General features: G+C 68.0%; 23 protein-coding genes. 1 reads left to right on the top strand and 22 read right to left on the bottom strand.

Annotated features, from left to right (window positions below):
• Positions 1 to 32 precede the first annotated feature (32 nt).
• The 20 genes from AC1DK9_RS15210 to ffh all read right to left on the bottom strand — a co-directional run bounded on the left by AC1DK9_RS15210 (position 33) and on the right by ffh (position 16,671).
• Entirely contained in the window at positions 33 to 536 is a 504-nt protein-coding gene (locus AC1DK9_RS15210; RefSeq protein ID WP_264354247.1) for a DUF3145 domain-containing protein, read from the bottom strand.
• A gap of 399 nt (positions 537 to 935) precedes the next feature.
• Positions 936 to 1,862, bottom strand: coding sequence for a tyrosine recombinase XerC (locus AC1DK9_RS15205; RefSeq protein WP_476862779.1), 927 nt, complete (start codon positions 1,860 to 1,862; stop codon positions 936 to 938).
• A 168-nt stretch (positions 1,863 to 2,030) separates the two neighbouring features.
• Complete coding sequence (dprA, locus tag AC1DK9_RS15200; protein ID WP_476916445.1) at positions 2,031 to 3,218, bottom strand: DNA-processing protein DprA; 1,188 nt, start codon at positions 3,216 to 3,218, stop codon at positions 2,031 to 2,033.
• Between the two features lie 61 nt (positions 3,219 to 3,279).
• Positions 3,280 to 4,824 carry a YifB family Mg chelatase-like AAA ATPase gene (locus AC1DK9_RS15195; RefSeq protein ID WP_476916444.1) on the bottom strand — a complete coding sequence of 515 codons (1,545 nt, stop codon included), beginning with the start codon at positions 4,822 to 4,824 and terminating at the stop codon, positions 3,280 to 3,282.
• On the bottom strand, positions 4,825 to 5,181 hold the full coding sequence (locus AC1DK9_RS15190; RefSeq protein ID WP_476862776.1) for a YraN family protein: 357 nt from the start codon (positions 5,179 to 5,181) through the stop codon (positions 4,825 to 4,827).
• Between the two features lie 91 nt (positions 5,182 to 5,272).
• The gene (locus AC1DK9_RS15185; RefSeq protein ID WP_056426737.1) at positions 5,273 to 5,599 is read right to left on the bottom strand and encodes a DUF2469 domain-containing protein; all 327 of its coding nucleotides are present in this window, start codon (positions 5,597 to 5,599) and stop codon (positions 5,273 to 5,275) included.
• A 111-nt stretch (positions 5,600 to 5,710) separates the two neighbouring features.
• Entirely contained in the window at positions 5,711 to 6,382 is a 672-nt protein-coding gene (locus AC1DK9_RS15180; protein WP_476916443.1) for a ribonuclease HII, read from the bottom strand.
• A gap of 11 nt (positions 6,383 to 6,393) precedes the next feature.
• The gene (gene lepB, locus AC1DK9_RS15175) at positions 6,394 to 7,179 is read right to left on the bottom strand and encodes a signal peptidase I (protein ID WP_476916442.1); all 786 of its coding nucleotides are present in this window, start codon (positions 7,177 to 7,179) and stop codon (positions 6,394 to 6,396) included.
• Positions 7,180 to 7,356: 177 nt separating this feature from the next.
• The gene (gene lepB / locus AC1DK9_RS15170) at positions 7,357 to 8,034 is read right to left on the bottom strand and encodes a signal peptidase I (RefSeq protein ID WP_476916441.1); all 678 of its coding nucleotides are present in this window, start codon (positions 8,032 to 8,034) and stop codon (positions 7,357 to 7,359) included.
• A gap of 104 nt (positions 8,035 to 8,138) precedes the next feature.
• A complete protein-coding gene (rplS, locus tag AC1DK9_RS15165; RefSeq protein WP_056738299.1) occupies positions 8,139 to 8,498 on the bottom strand; it encodes a 50S ribosomal protein L19 in 360 nt (119 codons plus the stop codon).
• 261 nt (positions 8,499 to 8,759) lie between these two features.
• Positions 8,760 to 9,563 carry a tRNA (guanosine(37)-N1)-methyltransferase TrmD gene (gene trmD, locus AC1DK9_RS15160; protein WP_476916440.1) on the bottom strand — a complete coding sequence of 268 codons (804 nt, stop codon included), beginning with the start codon at positions 9,561 to 9,563 and terminating at the stop codon, positions 8,760 to 8,762.
• A gap of 1 nt (position 9,564) precedes the next feature.
• Positions 9,565 to 10,149, bottom strand: a complete 585-nt coding sequence (rimM, locus tag AC1DK9_RS15155; RefSeq protein WP_476916439.1) for a ribosome maturation factor RimM — start codon at positions 10,147 to 10,149, stop codon at positions 9,565 to 9,567.
• 126 nt (positions 10,150 to 10,275) lie between these two features.
• Complete coding sequence (locus tag AC1DK9_RS15150; RefSeq protein ID WP_056426755.1) at positions 10,276 to 10,518, bottom strand: RNA-binding protein; 243 nt, start codon at positions 10,516 to 10,518, stop codon at positions 10,276 to 10,278.
• A gap of 1 nt (position 10,519) precedes the next feature.
• Positions 10,520 to 10,942 (bottom strand): 30S ribosomal protein S16, encoded by a 423-nt coding sequence (gene rpsP, locus AC1DK9_RS15145; protein ID WP_476862770.1) that lies wholly within the window; start codon positions 10,940 to 10,942, stop codon positions 10,520 to 10,522.
• Between the two features lie 219 nt (positions 10,943 to 11,161).
• Positions 11,162 to 11,599: a hypothetical protein gene (locus tag AC1DK9_RS15140; protein WP_476916438.1), complete on the bottom strand. Its 438-nt coding sequence runs from the start codon at positions 11,597 to 11,599 to the stop codon at positions 11,162 to 11,164.
• 105 nt (positions 11,600 to 11,704) lie between these two features.
• Positions 11,705 to 12,580, bottom strand: a complete 876-nt coding sequence (locus AC1DK9_RS15135) for a VOC family protein (RefSeq protein ID WP_476916552.1) — start codon at positions 12,578 to 12,580, stop codon at positions 11,705 to 11,707.
• Between the two features lie 80 nt (positions 12,581 to 12,660).
• Positions 12,661 to 13,761 (bottom strand): amidohydrolase family protein, encoded by a 1,101-nt coding sequence (locus tag AC1DK9_RS15130; protein ID WP_476916437.1) that lies wholly within the window; start codon positions 13,759 to 13,761, stop codon positions 12,661 to 12,663.
• Between the two features lie 3 nt (positions 13,762 to 13,764).
• Positions 13,765 to 14,250: a GNAT family N-acetyltransferase gene (locus tag AC1DK9_RS15125; protein WP_476916436.1), complete on the bottom strand. Its 486-nt coding sequence runs from the start codon at positions 14,248 to 14,250 to the stop codon at positions 13,765 to 13,767.
• Between the two features lies 1 nt (position 14,251).
• Positions 14,252 to 15,001 carry an alpha/beta fold hydrolase gene (locus AC1DK9_RS15120; protein ID WP_476862765.1) on the bottom strand — a complete coding sequence of 250 codons (750 nt, stop codon included), beginning with the start codon at positions 14,999 to 15,001 and terminating at the stop codon, positions 14,252 to 14,254.
• An 83-nt stretch (positions 15,002 to 15,084) separates the two neighbouring features.
• The gene (gene ffh / locus AC1DK9_RS15115) at positions 15,085 to 16,671 is read right to left on the bottom strand and encodes a signal recognition particle protein (RefSeq protein WP_476916435.1); all 1,587 of its coding nucleotides are present in this window, start codon (positions 16,669 to 16,671) and stop codon (positions 15,085 to 15,087) included.
• 160 nt (positions 16,672 to 16,831) lie between these two features.
• On the opposite strand from ffh, the gene AC1DK9_RS15110 reads away from it, so the two are divergent.
• Positions 16,832 to 18,220, top strand: coding sequence for a glucose-6-phosphate dehydrogenase (locus AC1DK9_RS15110; protein WP_476862763.1), 1,389 nt, complete (start codon positions 16,832 to 16,834; stop codon positions 18,218 to 18,220).
• Between the two features lie 110 nt (positions 18,221 to 18,330).
• Here AC1DK9_RS15110 and AC1DK9_RS15105 read toward each other — a convergent pair whose 3' ends face one another.
• Positions 18,331 to 18,669 carry a P-II family nitrogen regulator gene (locus tag AC1DK9_RS15105; RefSeq protein WP_175320845.1) on the bottom strand — a complete coding sequence of 113 codons (339 nt, stop codon included), beginning with the start codon at positions 18,667 to 18,669 and terminating at the stop codon, positions 18,331 to 18,333.
• Positions 18,666 to 20,039: an ammonium transporter gene (locus AC1DK9_RS15100; RefSeq protein WP_476916434.1), complete on the bottom strand. Its 1,374-nt coding sequence runs from the start codon at positions 20,037 to 20,039 to the stop codon at positions 18,666 to 18,668. The genes AC1DK9_RS15105 and AC1DK9_RS15100 overlap by 4 nt, the downstream gene beginning before the upstream one ends.
• Between the last annotated feature and the right edge of the window lie 31 nt (positions 20,040 to 20,070).

Here is a 20,070-nt window from a genome sequence, read left to right as displayed (position 1 = left end):
TTGCGTTGCGTCCCTGACGGGCGGGACGGGGCCTAGCCGACCTGGTGCAGCCAGCGGACGGGGGCGCCTTCGGCGGCGTGCCGGAAGGGTTCGAGTTCCTCGTCCCAGGCCTCGCCGAGGGCCAGGGAGAGCTCGTGGTAGACCGCCGAAGGGTCGCCGGCGCCTGATTCGTAGGCGTAGCGGATGCGGTCCTCGGAGACCATGATGTTCCCGTGGACGTCGGTGACGGCGTGGAAGATGCCGAGTTCCGGGGTGTGCGACCAGCGGCCGCCGTCGACGCCCTGGCTGGGCTCCTCCGTGACCTCGTAGCGCAGGTGCGCCCAGCCGCGGAGCGCAGACGCCAATTGAGCCCCCGTGCCCGGTATTCCGGTCCACGACAGCTCGGCCCGGAACATTCCGGGCGCGGCAGGCTGGGCAGTCCACTCAAGGTCCGTCCGCTTGTCCACGACAGACCCAATGGCCCACTCAACGTGGGGGCACAGGGCGGTCGGGGCCGAGTGAACGAACAGGACACCGCGGGTTAGTGCAACAGACATTCCATCCTCCATAGCTATAGGTACGTCTTCCCCAACGACCTCTGCCTGGATGCCTGCCTGCTGCGTCAATCCGCGTGCGGGGCGTTTGCCCCTGCCAGACTATTCAGTTTTGACAATCCATTTGGTGCAAAAAATCTGTGCAAAAAATAGGTCCGGACCTCAGGTGTTGACACGATGCTTCAGAGCTTCAAGCACCACTTGAAAGTTGCCGGGCGTGAATCTCATTCTGCCGTACCCCGCCTAATTACGCCAGTGCAATTCGGCGCGTCGCTCCCGGCGAGTCGTTTTCGTTTTGCTAGAGCCCCGGGACCGCCGTGGAAGGCCGTCCCGGAGCGGATCCGGGACAGCGCAGGGCACGGCACGGAAGGCGGCGCCGGGGCCAGCGCGGACCGTGGCCGGTCAGGCCCTCGGATGCGCCTGTTGGTAACTTTGCCGCAGCCGGTCGACCGATACGTGGGTGTAGATCTGCGTAGTGGCCAGGCTGCTGTGCCCCAGAATCTCCTGCACCGCCCGCAAGTCCGCCCCGCCGTCGAGCAGGTGCGTTGCCGCCGAGTGGCGGAGCGCGTGCGGACCCGTGGCCGAGGTGTCCCCCAGCCCGTCCAGCAGGCCCTTCACGACGCTGCGGACCTGCCGCTGGTCCACCCGTTTCCCGCGCGCGCCAAGGAAGAGCGCCGGGCCCGAGTCGGCCGCCATCAGGGCCGGACGTCCGCGACGAAGCCAATCGTCGACGGCGAGCGCGGCGGGCAGGCCGTACGGCACGGTCCGCTCCTTGTTGCCTTTGCCCAGTACGCGTAGGGTCCGGCGGTCCGGGTCGAGGTCGTCGATGTCCAGGCCGGCGAGCTCCCCGACGCGGACTCCCGTGGCATAGAGCAGTTCGAGCATGGCGCGGTTGCGCAGGGCCATTGGCTCTCCCTCAGCGGCGGCGGACTCTGCCCCTGCCACGAGCCGCTGGACCTGCCCCTGCTGCAGCACACCGGGAAGGGACTTCTCACGCTTCGGAGCCTTTAGCCGTAGGGCCGGATCCACCGTGATGAGCTCCTCCCGCACGGCCCAGGCGGTAAAGGCCCTCGCGGTGGCGGCACGCCGGGCGAGTGTGGCGCGGGACATGCCCGACTCGCTCTGGGCACCAAGCCAGCGCCGCAGCGTGCCCAGTTCAAGGTCGGCCAGTTCCGCGGCGCCCTCGGACGCCGCGTGCGCCAGCAGGCTGCCGACGTCGGAGAGGTACGCGCGCACCGTGTGGGCGGACCGGCCCCGCTCCGCTTCCAGGTACCGGCCGAAGCCGTGGGCGGCCTCAGCGAGCGCGGCGGGAATCTGCTGTGTTGACACCCTCCCACTTTCCCAGCAACCCGGGCCGCAACCCGTGCAGCCGAGCGGCGCGCCGTCAACACACGCGCTGCCGCATCACCGTTGCCCGGACTGCGACTCGCTGCTGCAGCGGCAGGCACGGCCGATCGCCGCCGGACTATCAGGGCGCAGCACAGCCGGTACACCGCGTCAGCCCGCCGTGGCGGATCGTTTCCATCCGCCCCGTTGGGATTCGGCGAGGCCCAGGAGTCCGAGCCGCCCCAGGCCTGCCCTGACCGATTCCGGACTCAGCCCGGCAACCACGGAAAGCTTCTCGACAGTGCTCGTAACGCGCAGCGGAAGTGCATCCAACAGGATCAGGTCCTCCAGGGTCAGCCCGTCGTGGGCCTCCGCCCGGCTTGGCTTAGCCTCCGTCAGCGAGTCGCCGCTCGGCGAGGCAAGCTCCGCGATCTCGCCGGCGTCCGTGACGCATACTGCGCCGCCTTCGCGCAGCAGCCGGTGGCAGCCGGCCGAGTTGGCACTGTGCACCGAGCCCGGAACTGCCCCGACCGCCCTGCCCAGGGCCTCGGCATGGTGGGCGGTGTTGAGTGCCCCGGACCTCCACCGCGCCTCGACGACCACCGTGACAGACGCCAACGCCGCTATGAGCCGGTTTCGCTGCAGGAAGCGGTACCTGGTGGGCGCCGAACCGGGCGGAACCTCGGCCAGCACGGCACCCTGATTGGCTACCGCCCGGAGCAGATCCTCGTTGCCGGAAGGGTAGAACCGGTCCACTCCCCCTGCCATGACAGCGATGGTGGGCAGCGCCCCGGCGGATCCTGCCAGCGCGGCCCGATGGGCGTGGGCGTCGATGCCATAGGCGCCCCCGGAGACGATCGTGAAGCCCCGCTGGGCGAGTCCGTAGGCGAGGTCGCCCGTCACCGCTGAGCCGTAGGCCGTGCTGTCCCGGGAACCCACCAGTGCGATGGCTTTGCCTGCCGGCGGCAACTCCTGTTCCTCGCCGCGCCACCAGAGGCACAACGGCTCCTGCAGCCCCAGGTCCGCGAGCTGGCCGGGCCACAGTGGGTCCGTCGGGATGAGCAGCCGTCCGCCGAGGCGCTGCATGGTCGCCAGGTCGCGTGCGGGGGCCAGATCCGGTACGCGCGGCGCCCAACGCTTCAGCGCCATGCCCAGGCCGGTCCAGCCGCCGCCGGCGCCGTGCTCCTCCAGCACCCGGGACAGTTCCTGCTCCGTGCCCGGGCCGGCCGACAGCTCCCCGGTGGCGATCCGCAGGGCGTCCTCCGGACCGGCTACCCGCACAAGCGCCAGGCCGGCGGCGTCCTGCGGTTCCAGGAGCCTCGAAAGCGCCGCCCGGGCAGTCCTTTCCTTCTCTGTCATGCTTCGGTTCCCTCCATATGCTGTGGTGCCGTCTTCGGGGGGACGGGTTGGGCAAGTGCCCTCACGCTGCGGCCGATGTTGCTTGCCGCAGGTTGAGGGCTTGGCCGATGTCATCCGCGTCGGGACCGTCGCGACCGGAAAGGTCCGCCAGCGTCCAGGACAAACGCAGTACGCGGTCGTAGCCGCGGGCCGTCAACGCGCCGCGTTCCAGCGCGTGGTCGAGGATCCGTGTTGTAGGGCCCGACAGCCGCAGCGGGCCGCGGAGCACCCTGCCAGGTACCTGCGAGTTGGTTTCCAGTCCGAGCCGCCGGAGCCGGTCCAGCTGCCGTTCCCGGGCAGCGCGCACCCGCGCCGCGATGTCGGCAGTTGCTTCCTCTGCGCGGGGCTGGCCAAAGTCTGCGAGTGCAACGCGTTCGACTTCCAGCTGGATGTCGACCCTGTCGAGCAGCGGCCCGGACATCCGGGCGAGGTAGCGTCGCCGCATCATCGGCGTGCAGGTGCAATCCACGCCCTTGCCCGAGCCCTTGCCGCATGGGCAGGGGTTGGCCGCCAGGACCAGTTGGAACCGGGCCGGATAGGCCGCGGTGCCTGCCGAGCGGTGGATGACCAGCTCGCCGCTTTCCAGCGGCTGCCGGAGCGCGTCGAGGACCCGGCGCTCATATTCAGGGGCTTCGTCCAGGAACAAGACGCCGCGGTGCGCCCTGGAGGCCGCGCCGGGCCGCGGCAGCCCCGAACCTCCCCCGATGATGGCGGCGGCCGTGGCCGTGTGGTGCGGGTTCTCGTAGGGCGGCCGCCGCAGCAAGGTTACGGAGGCCGAGGTGAGCGAACTGAGGGAATGGATGGCCGTCACCTCCATGGCTTCCCGGTCGCCGAGGTCGGGCAGCAGCCCGGGAAGGCGCTCGGCCAGCATGGTCTTGCCGGCCCCGGGCGGCCCCGTCAGCAGCACATGGTGGGCCCCGGCAGCGGCCACTTCCAGGGCCCGGCGGCCCTCGCCCTGGCCGGAGACGTCGCACATGTCCGGTGCCATCGCGGCCGCAGCCGTGCCGCCGTCGTCGGGCTCTTCATCATCCGGCTCAAAATCCAGCGCCAGGTCCTGCGGGTCGGCACCGAAGTCGAACGCCAGCCTGGCCAGGGTCCGGTAGCCGCGAACCCTCGCCCCTGGCACCAACCCGGCCTCGGCAGCGTTGGCCTGCGCCACCACCACGTCCGGATACCCGGCCTGAACGGCGGCCATCACGGCGGGCAAAATACCGCGCACCGGACGTAGCCGTCCGTCCAGGCCCAGTTCGGCGATGAAGACATGCCGCCCGGTGGAGCGCACGTCGTTCGCGGCCAGCAGCACCGACATAGCGATGGACAGGTCGAATCCGGATCCGCGCTTCGGCAACGACGCGGGGATCAGGTTCGCCGTGATCTTCCTGCGGCTGAGCGGGATTCCCGAGTTCTGAGCGGCTGAGCGGATCCGTTCCTTCGCCTCATTGAGCGAGGCGTCGGGCAGGCCCAGGATCACGAAGGCGGGCAGGGTTTGTCCGATGTCGGCCTCAACCTCGACGATGTAGCCGTTCAGCCCGACGAGTGCCACCGAGTAGGTCCGTCCCAGCGCCATCTACCCCACTCCTTTGAGGTGTTCGATGGCCGGGGTGCCGGTGCCGTCGTCGAGCACGGCGATGACGTCCACGCGGCGCAGCGGCATCCGCAGCTCATGGTCCCGGCACCACGCGGAGGCCAGCCGGTGCAGCCGGGCGAGCTTATCCGCGCCCACGGCTTCGAAGGGGTGCCCATAGGCGAGGGATTTGCGGGTCTTGACCTCGGCGATGACGAGAGCGTCGCCGTCGAGCGCCACAATATCGATCTCGCCCTCGGGGCAACGCCAGTTGCGGTCAACAATCCGCATGCCCTGGGCTTCGATGAAGCCGGCGGCGAGCTCCTCACCGCTCCGGCCCAGCATGTCCTTAGCTCTCATGCCTCCAGCGTGGGACGTGCACGAACCGTGCCACAGAGGCTTACCGGGCTATGTGGACAACGTCGGCCGCGGGGCCGGTTGAGGGCAGGAGTTAGTTCCCCAGCCCCTCCACCTTCGGCAGGGCCAGTTCCTCGCTGCGCGGGAGCTCCTCCACATTGACATCCTTGAAGGTGATGACGCGGACGCTCTTGACGAACCGGGCGGATCGGTACACGTCCCACACCCAGGCGTCCTGCAGCGTCAGGTCGAAATAGACCTCGCCGTCGGCGCTGCGCGCCTGCAGGTCCACGTGGTTGGCCAGGTAGAAACGCCGCTCGGTCTCGACCACATAGCTGAACAGCCCGACAACGTCGCGGTATTCGCGGTAGAGCTGCAGCTCCATGTCGGTTTCATAGTTTTCAAGGTCCTCGGCACTCATGGTTCCATCTTGCACCATCGGGCGCCGGACGCGCGCCACGGGCCCGGCCCACGGCCCACCACGGCACAGTCGCCCGCCACAGCACAGTCGCAGGCCCCGCCGGAAACCGGCTCAGTCGCCGAGCAGTTGCCAGCTGACCCGGTGGTACGGCGTGGGGCCGGCCGCGCGGAGTGCATCCTTGTGCGCGGCGGTGCCGTAGCCCTTGTTCTCGTCCCAGCCGAACGCCGGGTACTCGGTGTGCAGGGCAGCCATTTGGCGGTCCCGTTCGACCTTGGCCAGCACGGACGCCGCGGCCACGGACAGGCACTGCATGTCCGCCTTGACCAGCGTGTGGACCGGCGCGTCGCAGCCCGGCTCCTCGGTGCCCTCGTCGAACAGCGAGGCCTGCGCCACGGGCGAAAGCCAGTTGTGGCTACCGTCGAGCAACACCACGTCAGGCGTCACGCCGGCGGCCAGCACCGCAAACCAGGCCCGGTTGCCGGCGAGCCGGAGCGCGCCGATGATTCCGAGCGCGTCGATCTCCGCCGCGCTGGCATGTCCCACGGCCGAGGCGACGCTCCAGCTGCGCACCAGCGGTTCCAGCCGTTCCCGGTCAGCGACCTTGAGCAGCTTGCTGTCCCGCACATCGGCGAGCAGCTTCTGCTTGTGCAGGTCCACGACGGCGATCCCCACACTGACGGGCCCGGCCAGGGCGCCGCGGCCGACCTCGTCGATGCCGGCGAGCAGCCGGGCACCCGAGGCGCGGAAGCGGCGCTCGTAGTCGAGGGTTGGTGCTTCGGACACTGCTGCCGCCCTTACTTCCCTGACGGTGCCGGGACGCCGCGGAAGACGTCCGGATAGTTGTCCAGCGAGGTGATCCGGTTCAGCGGCCATGCGATCACGACGGCTTTGCCTTCGACGTCGGCCAGATCGATGAAGCCTCCGTTGGTCTCCATGTGGGCGCGGGAGTCGGCGGAGTGGTTTCGGTTGTCGCCCATGACCCACACCTTCCCGGCCGGGACCACGACGTCGAAGTCGCGAACCTGCGGAACCTCGGTTTTGTTGACGTATTTCTCGTCCAGAGGCGCCCCGTTGACGGTGAGCCGGCCGCTCCCGTCGCAGCACACGACGTGGTCCCCCGGCAGGCCGATCACACGCTTGACCAGGTGCTGCTCGGAGTTGTCCGGGAGCAGGCCGACGAACGTCAGCGCATCCTGGACTCCGGTCAGCGGCCCGGCAGGCTTCGCCGCGGTCGGCACCAGCCAGCCCTTGGTGTCCCGGAACACGACGACGTCCCCGCGCTGCAGGGCCATCGGTTCCGGCACCAGCAGGTTGACGAAGATCCGGTCGTTGACGTCCAGGGTGTTCATCATGGACTCGGACGGGATGTAGAAGGCACGGAACAGGAAAGTCTTGATCAGGAAGGACAGCACGACGGCTATCACCACCACCGTGGCGATCTCCTTGAGCCACATCAGCATGGGGTTCCGGCCTTCACGGGCCTTCGCCTTCCGGGCACGCGTCGACGACGGCCCGGCGTGCGAGGGTCCCGCCAGCGGGGTGCCCGCAGCACGCTCCGGCTGAGCTCGCCCGGGATGCACCGGATCAGTCTCGCCCGCGTACACAGGATCAGCCGGCGGGGGTTCCGGCGCGTGTTCCGGACGCGGCGTGGCTGGCAGCTGCGTCGTCGGGTGATTGGTGCCCGGGATGGGCGAGGAGGTCACTCGGGGCTCGTCGTGCCCCCGCGGATCAGGAGTCCGGGGTCCGGTCTCGGGCATCTACTGTCCGTTCTTCATCGTCGTGCCGGCCTCGGTGGGCCGCGGTATTGCTGCAAATCTATCAATCGGCCAGATGATCTGTACCGGACGGCCGATCACGCGCTCCAGCGGGACCATTCCGCCCCCCGGCGCGCCGAGCAGGCTGCGCGAATCGGCCGATTTTGAACGGTGGTCCCCCATCAGCCAAAGCCGGCCTTCCGGGACAATCACGTCGAACTTCAGCTGGCTCGGGGCATCGCCCTCATATAGATAGCGTTCCTCAACTTGCTGGCCGTTGACTGTGAGCCGGCCGTCCGCGCCGCAGCACACGACGCGGTCGCCGGGAAGCCCGATGACACGCTTGACGTAGGTCGTGTCGCTGCCGGTCAGGCCCAGCCAGTGGCCCGCGCCGGCGAGGAAGTCGGCCGCTGGCCCCTTGCCGCTGTTCAGCGGGGCGAAGGAGCCGCGGCCGTCGAACACCACCACATCACCGCGGCGCACCTGCTCGAACGCGAAGTCGGTGCGGGAAACCAGAATCCTGTCCCCGTCGCGGAGCAGCGGCTCCATCGACGCGGAGGGGATGTAGTAGACATCAAGCCACAGGGAGCGGACCAGGCCGCTGATGGCCACGGCGAGCACCAGGCCCAGAAGCGCAAAACGCCAGCCCAGTTTCCTGGGCCGGCGTTTTGTCTGTTCCATGATCCGTGTCCTCTTACGCTTTTCTTAGTTGAACGGCGCAGTGGCGGAGCGTTCCGGCAAACGCCGGAGCCCTCCGTGGATCCGCTTGGAAAGTCCGGAGGACTTTACTTGGCGGTCTGGAAGTCGCGCTTTTCCTTGATCTTCGCAGCCTTACCGCGCAGTGCACGCATGTAGTAAAGCTTGGCGCGGCGCACGTCACCCTTGGAGACGAGCTCGATCTTGTCGATGATCGGGGAGTGTACCGGGAAGGTACGCTCCACGCCGACGCCGAAGGAGACCTTGCGGACGGTGAAGGTTTCGCGGACGCCGTCGCCCTGGCGGCCCAGGACGAAGCCCTGGAAGACCTGGACGCGGGAGTTCTTGCCTTCGATGATGTTCACGTGCACCTTGATGGTGTCACCTGCGCGGAACTCGGGAACATCGTTGCGCAGCGAGGCTGCATCTACGGAATCGAGGATATGCATTGATCCACTCCTGGTGAACGCCACAGGTCATTCACGTTGGGTCACGGCGGCCAAGCCCGGGTGCTGTGCGCACCGGAAATTTCCGCCGAAAGTTTTGTCGTTCCGGCTCCGCCAGGAATTGGCAGGGCCGGGGTGCCGCGCTGTTGGTGTCGCTCCCCCTGTGGCAGGTTCGCACCCAGCGGGCACAAGGACTAATTTTGCCACATTCCGCCGTGTTTTGGTGAATTGGCCGGGCGCACCGGCCTGGTGCAGCGGCGCGGCTCAGGCGTCGGGGCGTCGCCGGAGCCGGCCGTCGACGACGTCGTAGCCCAGCTCCCCCAGTGCGGTGCGGTCCGCGCGGGGCAGCGTGCCGGCGTCGAACACGTCCAGCAGGTCAGGCCGGCGCTCGGCGGTACGCCGGTACTGTTCGTGGCGCCGCCACTGCGCGATCTTGCCGTGGTTGCCGCTGAGCAGCACGGCCGGGACCTCGCGGTCCCGCCAGCTGGAGGGCTTGGTGTACACGGGATACTCGAGCAGTCCGTCGGAGTGGGATTCCTCCACGAGCGATTCGGGGTTGCCGACGACGCCGGGCAGCAACCGCCCGACGGCCTCGACCATGGCCAGCACGGCCACCTCTCCGCCGTTGAGCACGTAGTCCCCGAGGCTCATGGGCCGGACGGTGAAGCGCTCCGAGGCCCACTCCAGGACGCGCTCGTCAATGCCCTCATAACGCCCGCAGGCAAAGACCAGCTGGTCCTCCTCGGCAAGTTCGTGCGCAATGGTCTGGCTGAAGCGCTCCCCCGCCGGAGAAGGGACGATCAGCACGGGTTTGCTGGCTTCCGCGGGACGCGCCGGTCCCGCTTCGGCCACGGCAGTCAGCGCCTGGGCCCACGGTTCGGCCTTCATCACCATTCCGGCCCCGCCACCGTACGGGGTGTCGTCCACCGTGCGGTGCCGGTCCATGGTGAAGTCCCGGAGGTCATGGACGTTGAGTTCCAGGAGCCCGTCCTGCCGGGCCTTTCCGATCAGGGACAGTTCCAGCGGTGCCAGGTACTCGGGGAAGATACTGACGACGTCGATCCGCATCTTAGGCGTTGTCCCCGTTGCCGTTTTCGGCGTCACCGCTTCCCTCGCCGTCGCCGTCGTCGGGGGTCTCGCCGGTTGCGGTGTTGACCTCGAAGAGGCCGGCCGGCGGGGTGACGAGGACATACTTCTCCGCGACGTTTACCTCGGGCACAATCTGCTCCACGAACGGGATCAGGATTTCCTTGCCGTCCTTGTCCGTCACCACGAGCAGGTCCTGGACCGGCATGGTGTGCAGCCCGGAGACCTTGCCCACCACCGTCTCGCCGACGCGGACGTCCAGGCCCATGAGCTCGTGCTCGTACCAGCCCTCGTCGTCGTCCTCGTCCAACTCCTCGGTCTCGATGTAGAGCTTGGCGCCACGGAGCGCTTCCGCGTCGTTGCGGGTCTCCACCTCCTCGAACGCCAGCAGCAGGATGTCCTTGTTCCAGCGCGCGCTCTCCACGGTCAGCGGACCGGCGGAGGCGGGCTCCACCACGAACTGGGTGCCGGGAACGAAGCGGTCACCCGGCGCGTCCGTGAGCACCTGGACGGTCACTTCGCCGCGGATGCCGTGGGGCTTGCCGATTCGTGCCACCTGAAGCTGCATCTGTTCCTCTGTTCGGATTCTCGTAAAGTCTGGGATTTGTTGGTGCGTTTACTGCGCAAAACAGTCCGGCCCCTCCACCATAAGCTGGTGAAGGGGCCGGACTAAAGACAAGTACTGCTGGTCGCGCTACCGGCGGCGGTCGGTGTCGACGACGTCGACCCTGACCGGCTCGCCGTCGGCCAGCGCCGCCACCACAGTGCGCAAAGCGCGTGCGGTGCGGCCCTGGCGTCCGATCACCCGTCCGAGATCGTCCTGATGAACGCGCACCTCGAGGGTGTCCCCGCGGCGGTTGTTCTTCGCACTGACCTTGACGTCCTCGGGACTGTCAACAATCCCGCGGACCAGGTGTTCGAGCGCTTCTGCCAGCAATTTACTCAGCCTCGGTGGTCTCTGCTTCGGCGTCGGCGGGAGCCTCGGCTGCTTCGTCCTTCTTGGCCTTCTTGGTGATGGCTTCCGGGATGATCACGGAACCCTTTTCCGGGGTGACGAAGGCTTCCTTGGGAGCCTTGGTCTTCAAGGTGCCCTCCTGGCCCGGGAGACCCTTGAACTTCTGCCAGTCACCGGTGATCTTCAGGATCGCGGCAACCTGCTCGGACGGCTGTGCGCCGACGCCGAGCCAGTACTGGGCACGGTCCGAGTTGACCTCGATGTACGAGGGCTCTTCGGTCGGGTGGTACTTGCCGATCTCTTCGATGGCACGGCCGTCACGCTTGGAGCGTGCGTCCATGACGACGATACGGTAGTACGGTGCGCGCATCTTGCCGAAGCGCTTAAGGCGAATCTTTACGGCCACTTTTGTGGTCACTCCTGTTTCTGAAACGGGGTCGAGCCCGGCGTTCTGCACCCGTGGGGCGGGCCGTACTAGGGGGTTCTAAAGGACAGGATCCGGACGCGGAGAGAGGGGCCACGCAGATCGAGTACCTGTTCATTGTGCCAGATCACCGCCCGGATTTCGACTTGACACCCGCGGGCTGCGTGTCCGGCACTTTTCGGGCGGGCCAGCCTGGAGGCGTCAGGAGGTCCAGACGTAGAGTCCGGACTTGGTGGCGGGGTCGACGCCGGCGGCCAGCTCGGCAAGCTGGCGTACATAGCGGGCGGCCTGCTCGGCACCGAAGGGCATGTCCTCCTCCGCAGCCCAGGCTGCGGCGACGTCCGCGAGGACGTCACCGTCGCCCTCGGTCTCGTAGCTGAGCAGCTCGCCCAAGGCACGGACCATCGCCGCGGGCACGCCGAGCAGCGAATCACTGGCCACGTCCACCATGGCCAGCTCATAGTCCGCGCCGGCGGCGTGCACGGCGGTTCCGGCCAGGTCGCCCAGCCGCTCGACTTCGAAGTCGCTGATGTCAGCAATCCGGACCGCACCCGGAGCGGCCGCGGCGCCGGAGTCGAGGGCGGCAGCACGCTTGAGGGCGGCATCATGGGTGGCGACGAAGATTTCAGTAAAGCCCAAGGAAGTGCTCCTCATGAGGGTCGGCGGCGCTGGCCGCGGTTTTGGCGTCGCATTCAGCCTAGCCGCTCCGGCCCGGGCCGGGGCGGCCTGGGCATGCCTGGATGCTTAGCGGACCGCGACGCGGATGCTATTGCGCCACGGGTCCTCGAAGCGCAGTTCGGCCCCGGTGTGGCGCGACGGGACGCCGGCGGACTTGAGCCGGTCGGCGAGGGCGCCGACGTCGTCGCCGGACGGTACCTCGATCAGCACCTCGCCGAGACCCAGGGTGTCGCGGCGGGGGCCTGCGCCGCGGCTGTTCCAGACGTTCATGGCCATGTGGTGGTGGTAGCCGCCGGCAGAGACGAAGAGCGCCTGCCCGTGCCAACCGGCGGTCTTCTCGAAACCGAGGGTGCCGACGTAGAAGTCATGTGCGGACTGCACGTCGCCGACCTGCAGGTGGACGTGCCCCACGCCTGCCTCCGTGTCGCGCTGTCCGCTCAGGGCGGCTTCGGTCAGGTGCTGTTCCAGGTAGCGCTGCGGCGGCAGGGCCAGGCTGTCCATCACGACGGTCTTGCCGTCCCAGGACCAGGCGTCGCGCGGGCGGTCCCAGTAGAGCTCGATGCCGTTGCCCTCCGGGTCGCTGAAGTAGAAGGCCTCACTGACGAGGTGGTCGGCGCTGCCGGTAAAGGACTGCGGCTCGTACTGCGCGGCGGAGGCCACGGTTGCGGCCAGCGAGGGCTGGTCTTCGAACAACAGCGCGGTGTGGAAGAGGCCAGCTTCGCCGCGGGAGGGCAGGTTCAGTCCGGGGGCGGGAGCAAGGTGGACCAGGGGCTTGCGCTTGCGTCCGAGGTAGAGTCCACCGTCCTGCTCGGCCACGACGTCGAGGCCGAGGGCGCGCTGGTAGTAGTCGGTCATCAGCTTCATATCGCCGACCTTGAGCATCACGGTACCCATGGTGAGTTCGGCAGGAAGAAGATCCTGGGTGCTGGCTGCTGCGGTCAWTGAATCGCTCCCGTGGTCCTGCGGCCACCGACCTTCGGCAACCGTCATAGGGTTAAATTACTTGAAGCTTCAATTTATTCCTAACGGGCCTGAGCGGCGGCGTGCACCAGTTCTCCGCGCAGCACGATTGCCCTCAATTCGCGCAGGGTCGAAATATTTGCGCGCGGGTCCTCGGCGCAGACCAGGACGTCGGCGCTGGCGCCCTCTGCAATCGCCTGGGCTCCGAGCCAGGCCCGGGCTGCCCAGGCCCCGGCGTCGAGGGCGGCACCGGCAGGGAGGCCGGCCGCTTGCAGTGCCTCAAGTTCATCGACGATGCGTCCGTGCTTGATGACGCTTCCAGCGTCCGTCCCGGCGTAGATTGCCACCCCGGCCTCATGGGCCTCGAGGATCCGTTCGGCGCGGCGCTCCCAGAGCCCGAGCATGTGTGCCGCGTAGCGGGGAAATTTTGCCTGCGCCTGGTCCGCGATGTCCGGGAAGGTGGCGATGTTGATCAGGGTGGGGACGATCGGAACGCCCTGCTCCACGAACCGGTCCAGGTGCCGGGGCAGCAGGCCGGTTCCGTGCTCGATGCAGTCGATCCCGGCGTCGAGCATGTCGTCAAGGGTGTCCTCGGCGAAGCAGTGCGCGGTGATGCGGGCGCCTTCGTCGTGGGCGGCCTGGACCGCGTCCTTGACGCTGCGGGCGGGGAAGCTGGCGGCGAGGTCGCCGGCGTCGCGGTCGATCCAGTCCCCCACCAGCTTGACCCAGCCGTCCCCCGCGCGGGCCTGCTTGCGGACGGCCTCCACGAGGTCTTCGGGCTCCACCTCGGCGGCGAATCCCCTCAGGTACCGGCGAGTCCTGGCGATGTGCCGGCCCGAGCGGATGATGCGCGGCAGCTCACGCCGTTGCTGGATCCAGCGAGTGTCGTGGACGGCACCGGCGTCGCGGACCAGCAGGGTTCCGGCGCCGCGGTCGGTCAGGGCCTGCTGCTCTGCCACGACGTCGGAGACGTCGCCCCCGGGTCCCAGCCCGATGTGGCAGTGCGCGTCGACGAGTCCGGGGATCACCCAGCCGTCCAGCACCTGGTCCGGCGCGGACGCTGGGCGCTGGAAGGTGAGCCGACCGTCGACGGACCACAGCCCCCGTCGCTCCTCGTCGACTCCGGTGAGGATCGGGCCGCTGAACTCGATGATGGCACTCATGGGCTAAAGCCTAATCCTCATGGCGGTTCTCGGTCCCAAGGCGTCCAGTCCCAGCCGGGCTTCGTGCCTCCGCAACGCTGCCAGCTCTCCTGCCGGATGAGGGACGGGTGAGAAGCCGCAACTTGCGTAGAACGGCCCATTGAACGGGACATCGGAAAAAGTGCACAGCGTCATCGATTCATAACCCCGGCCACGGGCCAGCTGGAGCGCCGCCGCCACCAGCGCCCGGCCGATTCCCTGACCGGCGGAGTCGGGATGCACCGAAAGTTGTTCCAGGTGGGCCTGTCCATCGACTTCATCGACCCTGGCGAAACTCACGACAGGAGTTCCGGCAACCAGGATAAAGAGCGGTTCGGAAGCCCCTGCGGGTTCCGCATTCGGGAGCGCGAGGCCTAGGGACGCTTCCAGCAGGCGGTCAGCCGCCGTCTCTATGGCGGGCAGGGCGACAAGGTCCTCCGGCAGAGCCGGCCTGATGCTGGGGCCGGGCATATCAGGAGGCGTGCGCGTGCCCGCTGCGGTTGACGTCGGCGATGAAGGTGCGGATGGCGCGGTCACCTTCCTTCGAATCCTGCGGCCGGTGCCCTCCCGGGGCAGTGCGGTGCAGGGCGCCCGTCTCCCTCAGATAGCCGGCAATTTCCTCATAGAGCGGCTCCCAGCCGCCGGTGAGGACCAGCGTCGGCACGCCGGGGACGATGTGCAGCGGCGCGTCCCACGGCGGCGCCTGCAGTCTCAGCCGGCGCGCCGCCCGTGCATCCTCAATCGCAGGCTCGCCCACAGTCCCGCGCACCGGGGCGTGGGCGGCAAATACGCGGCGGACGAACTCCCGCTGGAAGTCGTCGTCGGAGAGACTGTGCCGGACGTCGAAGAGCGGCTGCATGAGCGCCCGGTGCGCGGCTGTCGCCGGCAGTTCGGCGGTGAGCGAGAGGCAGGCCGGTTCCACGAGGGTGAGGGACTGCACCAAGTCCGGACGTTCGACGGCCGCCATCATGGCGGCAATGGCGCCCTGCGAATGGGCCACCACGTGGCCACCGGCAGCGCCGCGGCCATCGTCCGCCAGGGCCCGCAGGACGATGTCAGCGTCGGCGGCGAAGTCCGTTTCTTGCGGCTCGGCGACGGCGTCGAAGCCGTGCCGCCGCAAGAACAAGGCGTCGTAGCTCAACGCCATGCCGTGCTGCTTCGGCCACGCCGCGGCACCAAAGCTGCCGGCCCCGTGGACGAAGACTACGCGCTGCTTGAACATGTCCTAAGCCTATGGCACCGGTCCGTTAACGAGGCCGAAGACATCCACGCCGCCGGGACAGTGTCGGAGCCGAACGGCTCCTGCTACTTGCTGCCGCCGAGGAACTTGTCGAAGCCCTTCGGAAGGTTCAACTGGGACGGGTCGAACTCCCCGCCCTGCTGACCGAAGGATGCACCGGTCGGAACGGTCTTCGGCCCGGCAGCGCGGCGCGCCTCCGCATCCTTGAGTTCCTGCGCGGCCTTGGCAGGGTTGCCGGAGCGGGCCTTCTTCTTGGGTGCGCTCTTCGCGCCCTTGCGGGCTCCGCCGCCGCCCATCCCGGGCATTCCCGGCATTCCCGGGATGCCGCCGCCGGCCGCCATCTTCTTCATCATCTTCTGGGCCTGGGCAAAACGTTCCAGCAGGCCGTTGACCTCGGAGACGTGCACGCCGGAACCGCGGGCAATGCGGGCGCGGCGGGAGCCGTTGATGATCTTCGGGGCCACCCGCTCGTGCGGGGTCATGGAGCGGACGATCGCCTCGACCCGGTCGATCTCGCGTTCGTCGAACTGCTCCAGCTGCTGGCGGATGTTCTGCGCACCCGGCATCATCATGAGCATCTTCTTCATCGAGCCCATGTTGCGGATCTGCTGCATCTGGGCGAGGAAGTCCTCGAGGGTGAAGTCTTCCTGGTCGGCGAACTTCTTCGCCATCCGGGCTGCCTCGTCCTTGTCCCAGGACTTCTCGGCCTGCTCGATCAAGGTGAGTACGTCACCCATGTCAAGGATGCGCGAGGCCATCCGGTCCGGGTGGAAGAGCTCGAAGTCATCCAGGCCTTCGCCGGTGGACGCGAACATGACCGGCTTGCCGGTGACCGACGCAACGGACAGCGCGGCACCGCCGCGCGCGTCGCCGTCGAGCTTGGAGAGCACGATGCCGGTGAAGTTGACGCCCTCGTCGAACGCCATCGCCGTGTTGACGGCGTCCTGGCCGATCATGGAGTCGATCACGAAGAGGACTTCGTTGGGGACGATGGCCCGGCGGATCTGGCGGGCCTGTTCCATCATTTCGGCGTCAACGCCGAGCCGGCCGGCGGTGTCAACGATGACGACGTCGTGCAGGGTGCGCTTGGCTTCCTCGACGCCGGCCCGGGCGACGGCGACCGGGTCGCCGGCAGGGTGGTCCAGCTCGGTGGAGGTGGCGCCCGGGTGCGGGGCGAAGACGGGAACGCCCGCCCGCTGGCCGACAACCTGCAGCTGGGTTACGGCGTTGGGGCGCTGCAGGTCGCACGCAACCAGCATGGGGCTGTGGCCCTGCGCCTTGAGGAACTTGGAAAGCTTGCCGGCGAGCGTGGTCTTGCCGGCACCCTGGAGGCCGGCGAGCATGATGATGGTGGGACCGGTCTTGGCGAGCCGGATCCGGCGGGTCTCGCCACCGAGGATCTCGACGAGTTCCTCGTTGACGATCTTCACGATCTGCTGGCTCGGGTTCAGCGCACCGGATACCTCGGCGCCGAGGGCCCGTTCGCGCACCCGGCCGGTGAACTCCCGGACCACGGGCACGGCAACGTCGGCGTCCAGCAGGGCGCGCCGGATCTCGCGGACCGTGGCGTCAACGTCCGCCTCGGTGAGGCGGCCCTTGCCACGGAGGTTCTTGAAGGTTGCTGTCAACCGGTCAGAGAGTGAATTGAACACGCGCCGTGCACTTCTTTCAGTGGATCTACAGCTGGCGGCCGGTGCGGCGCGCCAGAGTCGTGACTGTTTCGCCGGAACCAGCCGGTACGAACTGCCTCGACAACGGGACTCGACTATCTAGGGTACCAAGTCGGGCCTTCAAGATGGCATGCTGGCTTAGGTGACCAGTCAAGCAACTGTAAAGACCCTGCTCATCCTCGGCGCCTCGGGCGACTTGACCGGCAGGCTGCTGCTGCCCGGGCTGGCCCGGCTGGTGGCGAGGGGCCACGCCCCTGGCCTTACTTTGGTGGGTGCAGGATCGGACGACTGGACCGAGGAACAGTGGCATGAGCGCCTCGAGACCTCGTTCGCCGACGCCAACTCCCAGGCCGACACCAGCGGCAAGCGCGAGCTGAAGCGAATCCGCGAAACCACCAGCTACCACCAGCTGGATGTCACCGCCGAGGGGCAACTGGCAGGGCTGCTGGCCAAACTGGAAGGTCCCGTGGCTGTCTACTTTGCGCTGCCGCCGAAGATCAGCCAGCTTGCCTGCGAGGCCCTGACCCCGGAACAGGTACCCGCGGGGACCCGGCTGGTGATGGAAAAGCCGTTTGGCTCCAGCGAGGAGTCTGCGCGGAACCTCAACAAGACCCTGGCCGCGTTGGTCCCCGAGGACCACATCCACCGGGTGGACCATTTCCTGGGCAAGGCGACGGTGTTGAATATCCTGGGCCTGCGCTTCGCCAACACCTTCCTTGAGCCGGTGTGGAACCGGGAGCACATCGAGAGCGTGGAGATCATCTTCGATGAGGACCTCGCGCTCGAGGGCAGGGCCCGCTACTACGACGGCGCCGGCGCCCTGCGCGACATGATCCAAAGCCACCTGCTGCAGATCATGGCCCTGATGGCGATCGAACCGCCCGCCTCGGTGGACGAGCGAGACCTGCGGGACGCCGTCGCCACCCTCCTGCGGGCCAGCAGCATCAAGGCCCCGTACGCCAAAAGCACGCGCCGCGCCCGGTACACGGCCGGCTCCATCGACGGCAGGAAGGTCCCGGACTACGCCAAGGAAGAGGGCGTGGACGCATCGCGCAACACCGAGACCCTGGCGGAGGTGCAGGTGGACATCGACAACTGGCGCTGGCAGGGCGTGCCGTTCATCCTCCGTTCCGGCAAGGCACTGGGCTCCATGCGCAAGGAGGCCGTGGTCACCTTCCGCCCCGTGCCGCACCTGCCCAAGGGCTTCACCGGCGTGGACTCCCCCAACCAGCTGCGGATCGGCTTCGGCCCGGACACGCTGCAGTTCGACGTCGACGTGAACGGCCCCGGCAACGTGCTGAGCCTGGACCGGGCCACGCTCAAGGCGGAACTCAGCGCCTCGGAACTGCTCCCCTACGGCGAAGTCCTGGAGGGCGTGCTCAACGGCGACCCGCTGCTCTCCGTGCGCGGCGACACCGCTGAGGACTGCTGGCGGATTCTCGAACCGGTGCTCAAGGCCTGGGCCCGGGACAGCGTCCCGCTGGAGGAATACGCCGCCGGGACCGCCGGGCCGGAAGGCTGGCCCGCGTAACCGTCTGCGAAACACGAAAAAGCGGGCCGGACACCTTTCCAGGTGTCCGGCCCGCCGTCGCAACCCCCGATCGCGGCCGCTGGCGCGGTGTGCGGCTGGAGGGCTGCCGCCTAGATGGCCGCCGCGCCGCGTTCGCCGGTCCGGACGCGGACTGCCTCGAAGACATCCATCGTCCAGACCTTCCCGTCGCCGGCCCGTCCGGTGTTCGAGCTGGCGATGATGACATCCAGGATGTCGTCCGCCTGTTCGTCGGTGGCCAGCACTTCCACCCGGATCTTGGGGAGCAGGTCCACGTTGTACTCGGCGCCGCGGTACACCTCGGTGTAGCCGCGCTGCCGGCCGTAACCGCTGGCCGCGCTGACCGTCAGGCCCTGCACTCCGTACGCTTCCAGGCCTTCCCTGATGGTGTCGAGCTTTTCCGGTCGGACGATTGCGGTAATCAGTTTCATGCTTCCACGCTTTCCTTGCCGGTTGCCGGCTTCTTGCCGTTCGAGGTGACGTCCACGGTCTCGGCGGCCGGGACCTCGACGCTGTCGACCATCGGCTTCCCGGTGATCAGTTCGTGCAGCGGCTGGAAGCTCCCGCCGTGGCCGCCGACGCCGAACTCGTAGGCGGTCTCGGCGTGCAGGCTGAGGTCCACACCCACGACTTCCTGCTCCTGGGAAACCCGGAAGCCCATCAGCTTGTGGATCGGGAAGGCGATGATGAAGGTCATGATCGCGGTGAAGGCCACGGAAAGCAGCGCGGCGAGAACCTGCGCTACGAGCTGGGTGGTGCCGCCGCCGTAGAACAGTCCCGCAGTGCCCTGGGCCGGGGTGGCCAGGAAGCCGATCGCCACGGTGCCCACGACACCGGACACGAGGTGGACGCCGACGACGTCGAGCGAGTCGTCGTAACCGAACTTGAACTTCAGGCCGACGGCGAGGGCCGAGGCCACGCCGGCGACGATACCCAGGGCGATCGCGCCGAGCGGTGAGACGTTGGCGCAGGCCGGGGTAATCGCGACCAGGCCGGCGACCACACCGGAAGCGGCACCGAGGGAGGTCGGGTGGCCGTCGCGGAAGCGTTCGACGGCGAGCCAGCCAAGCATTGCGGCGGCCGGGGCAGCGAGCGTGTTGACCCAGATCAGGCCGGCCTGCTCAACCGTGGCGGCGGCGCCGGCGTTGAAGCCGAACCAGCCGAACCAGAGGATGGCGGCACCCAGCATCACGAACGGGACGTTGTGCGGGCGGTGGTTCGGGTCCTTGCCGAAGCCCTTGCGGTTGCCAATGATCAGGACCAGGATCAGCCCGGCGACACCGGCATTGATGTGCACCACGGTTCCGCCGGCGAAGTCGATCACCGGGGCGAAGGTCTGGCCGAACCAGCCGTCCTTGGAGAAGAGCCCGCCGCCCCAGACCATGAAGGCCAGCGGCGCGTAGACAAGCGTCGCCCAGATGGGCGTGAAGATGACCCAGGCCGAGAACTTTGCCCGGTCGGCAACCGCACCCGAGATCAGGGCCACCGTGATGATGGCAAAGGTCGCGGCGTAGCCTACCTTGAGCAGGTCCGCGGGGTCCGTGAAGTTGTGCAACCCGAAGTGGCTGAAGGGGTTCGCGAAGATCTGGAAGAAGTTGTCTGAGTTGCTCGTGGCCATCGAAGCGCCCCACAGGACCCACGTGATGCCAACGGTCCCAATCGCGACGAAGCTCATCATCATCATGTTCAATGCCGACTTGGCACGGGTCATGCCGCCATAGAAGAATGCCAGGCCCGGGGTCATGAACAGCACGAGGGCTGACGCGACCAGGAGCCAAACGAGACCTGCGGTGAGTTCCATGGTCTGCGTCCTCTCTTGCTCTTAGGTGCGG

The organism is Arthrobacter sp. 01T414, from assembly GCF_056398965.1.
This window is presented reverse-complemented; position numbering and strand designations above follow the sequence as displayed.

Coding starts and splice junctions, on each gene's coding strand:
- AC1DK9_RS15210 (WP_264354247.1), bottom strand. CDS start 536: ATGTCTGTTGCACTAACCCGCGGTGTCCTGTTCGTTCACTCGGCCCCG.
- dprA (WP_476916445.1), bottom strand. CDS start 3,218: ATGACAGAGAAGGAAAGGACTGCCCGGGCGGCGCTTTCGAGGCTCCTG.
- AC1DK9_RS15195 (WP_476916444.1), bottom strand. CDS start 4,824: ATGGCGCTGGGACGGACCTACTCGGTGGCACTCGTCGGGCTGAACGGC.
- AC1DK9_RS15190 (WP_476862776.1), bottom strand. CDS start 5,181: ATGAGAGCTAAGGACATGCTGGGCCGGAGCGGTGAGGAGCTCGCCGCC.
- AC1DK9_RS15185 (WP_056426737.1), bottom strand. CDS start 5,599: ATGAGTGCCGAGGACCTTGAAAACTATGAAACCGACATGGAGCTGCAG.
- lepB (WP_476916441.1), bottom strand. CDS start 8,034: ATGGAACAGACAAAACGCCGGCCCAGGAAACTGGGCTGGCGTTTTGCG.
- rplS (WP_056738299.1), bottom strand. CDS start 8,498: ATGCATATCCTCGATTCCGTAGATGCAGCCTCGCTGCGCAACGATGTT.
- trmD (WP_476916440.1), bottom strand. CDS start 9,563: ATGCGGATCGACGTCGTCAGTATCTTCCCCGAGTACCTGGCACCGCTG.
- rimM (WP_476916439.1), bottom strand. CDS start 10,149: ATGCAGCTTCAGGTGGCACGAATCGGCAAGCCCCACGGCATCCGCGGC.
- AC1DK9_RS15130 (WP_476916437.1), bottom strand. CDS start 13,761: ATGAGTGCCATCATCGAGTTCAGCGGCCCGATCCTCACCGGAGTCGAC.
- AC1DK9_RS15125 (WP_476916436.1), bottom strand. CDS start 14,250: ATGCCCGGCCCCAGCATCAGGCCGGCTCTGCCGGAGGACCTTGTCGCC.
- AC1DK9_RS15120 (WP_476862765.1), bottom strand. CDS start 15,001: ATGTTCAAGCAGCGCGTAGTCTTCGTCCACGGGGCCGGCAGCTTTGGT.
- AC1DK9_RS15105 (WP_175320845.1), bottom strand. CDS start 18,669: ATGAAACTGATTACCGCAATCGTCCGACCGGAAAAGCTCGACACCATC.
- AC1DK9_RS15100 (WP_476916434.1), bottom strand. CDS start 20,039: ATGGAACTCACCGCAGGTCTCGTTTGGCTCCTGGTCGCGTCAGCCCTC.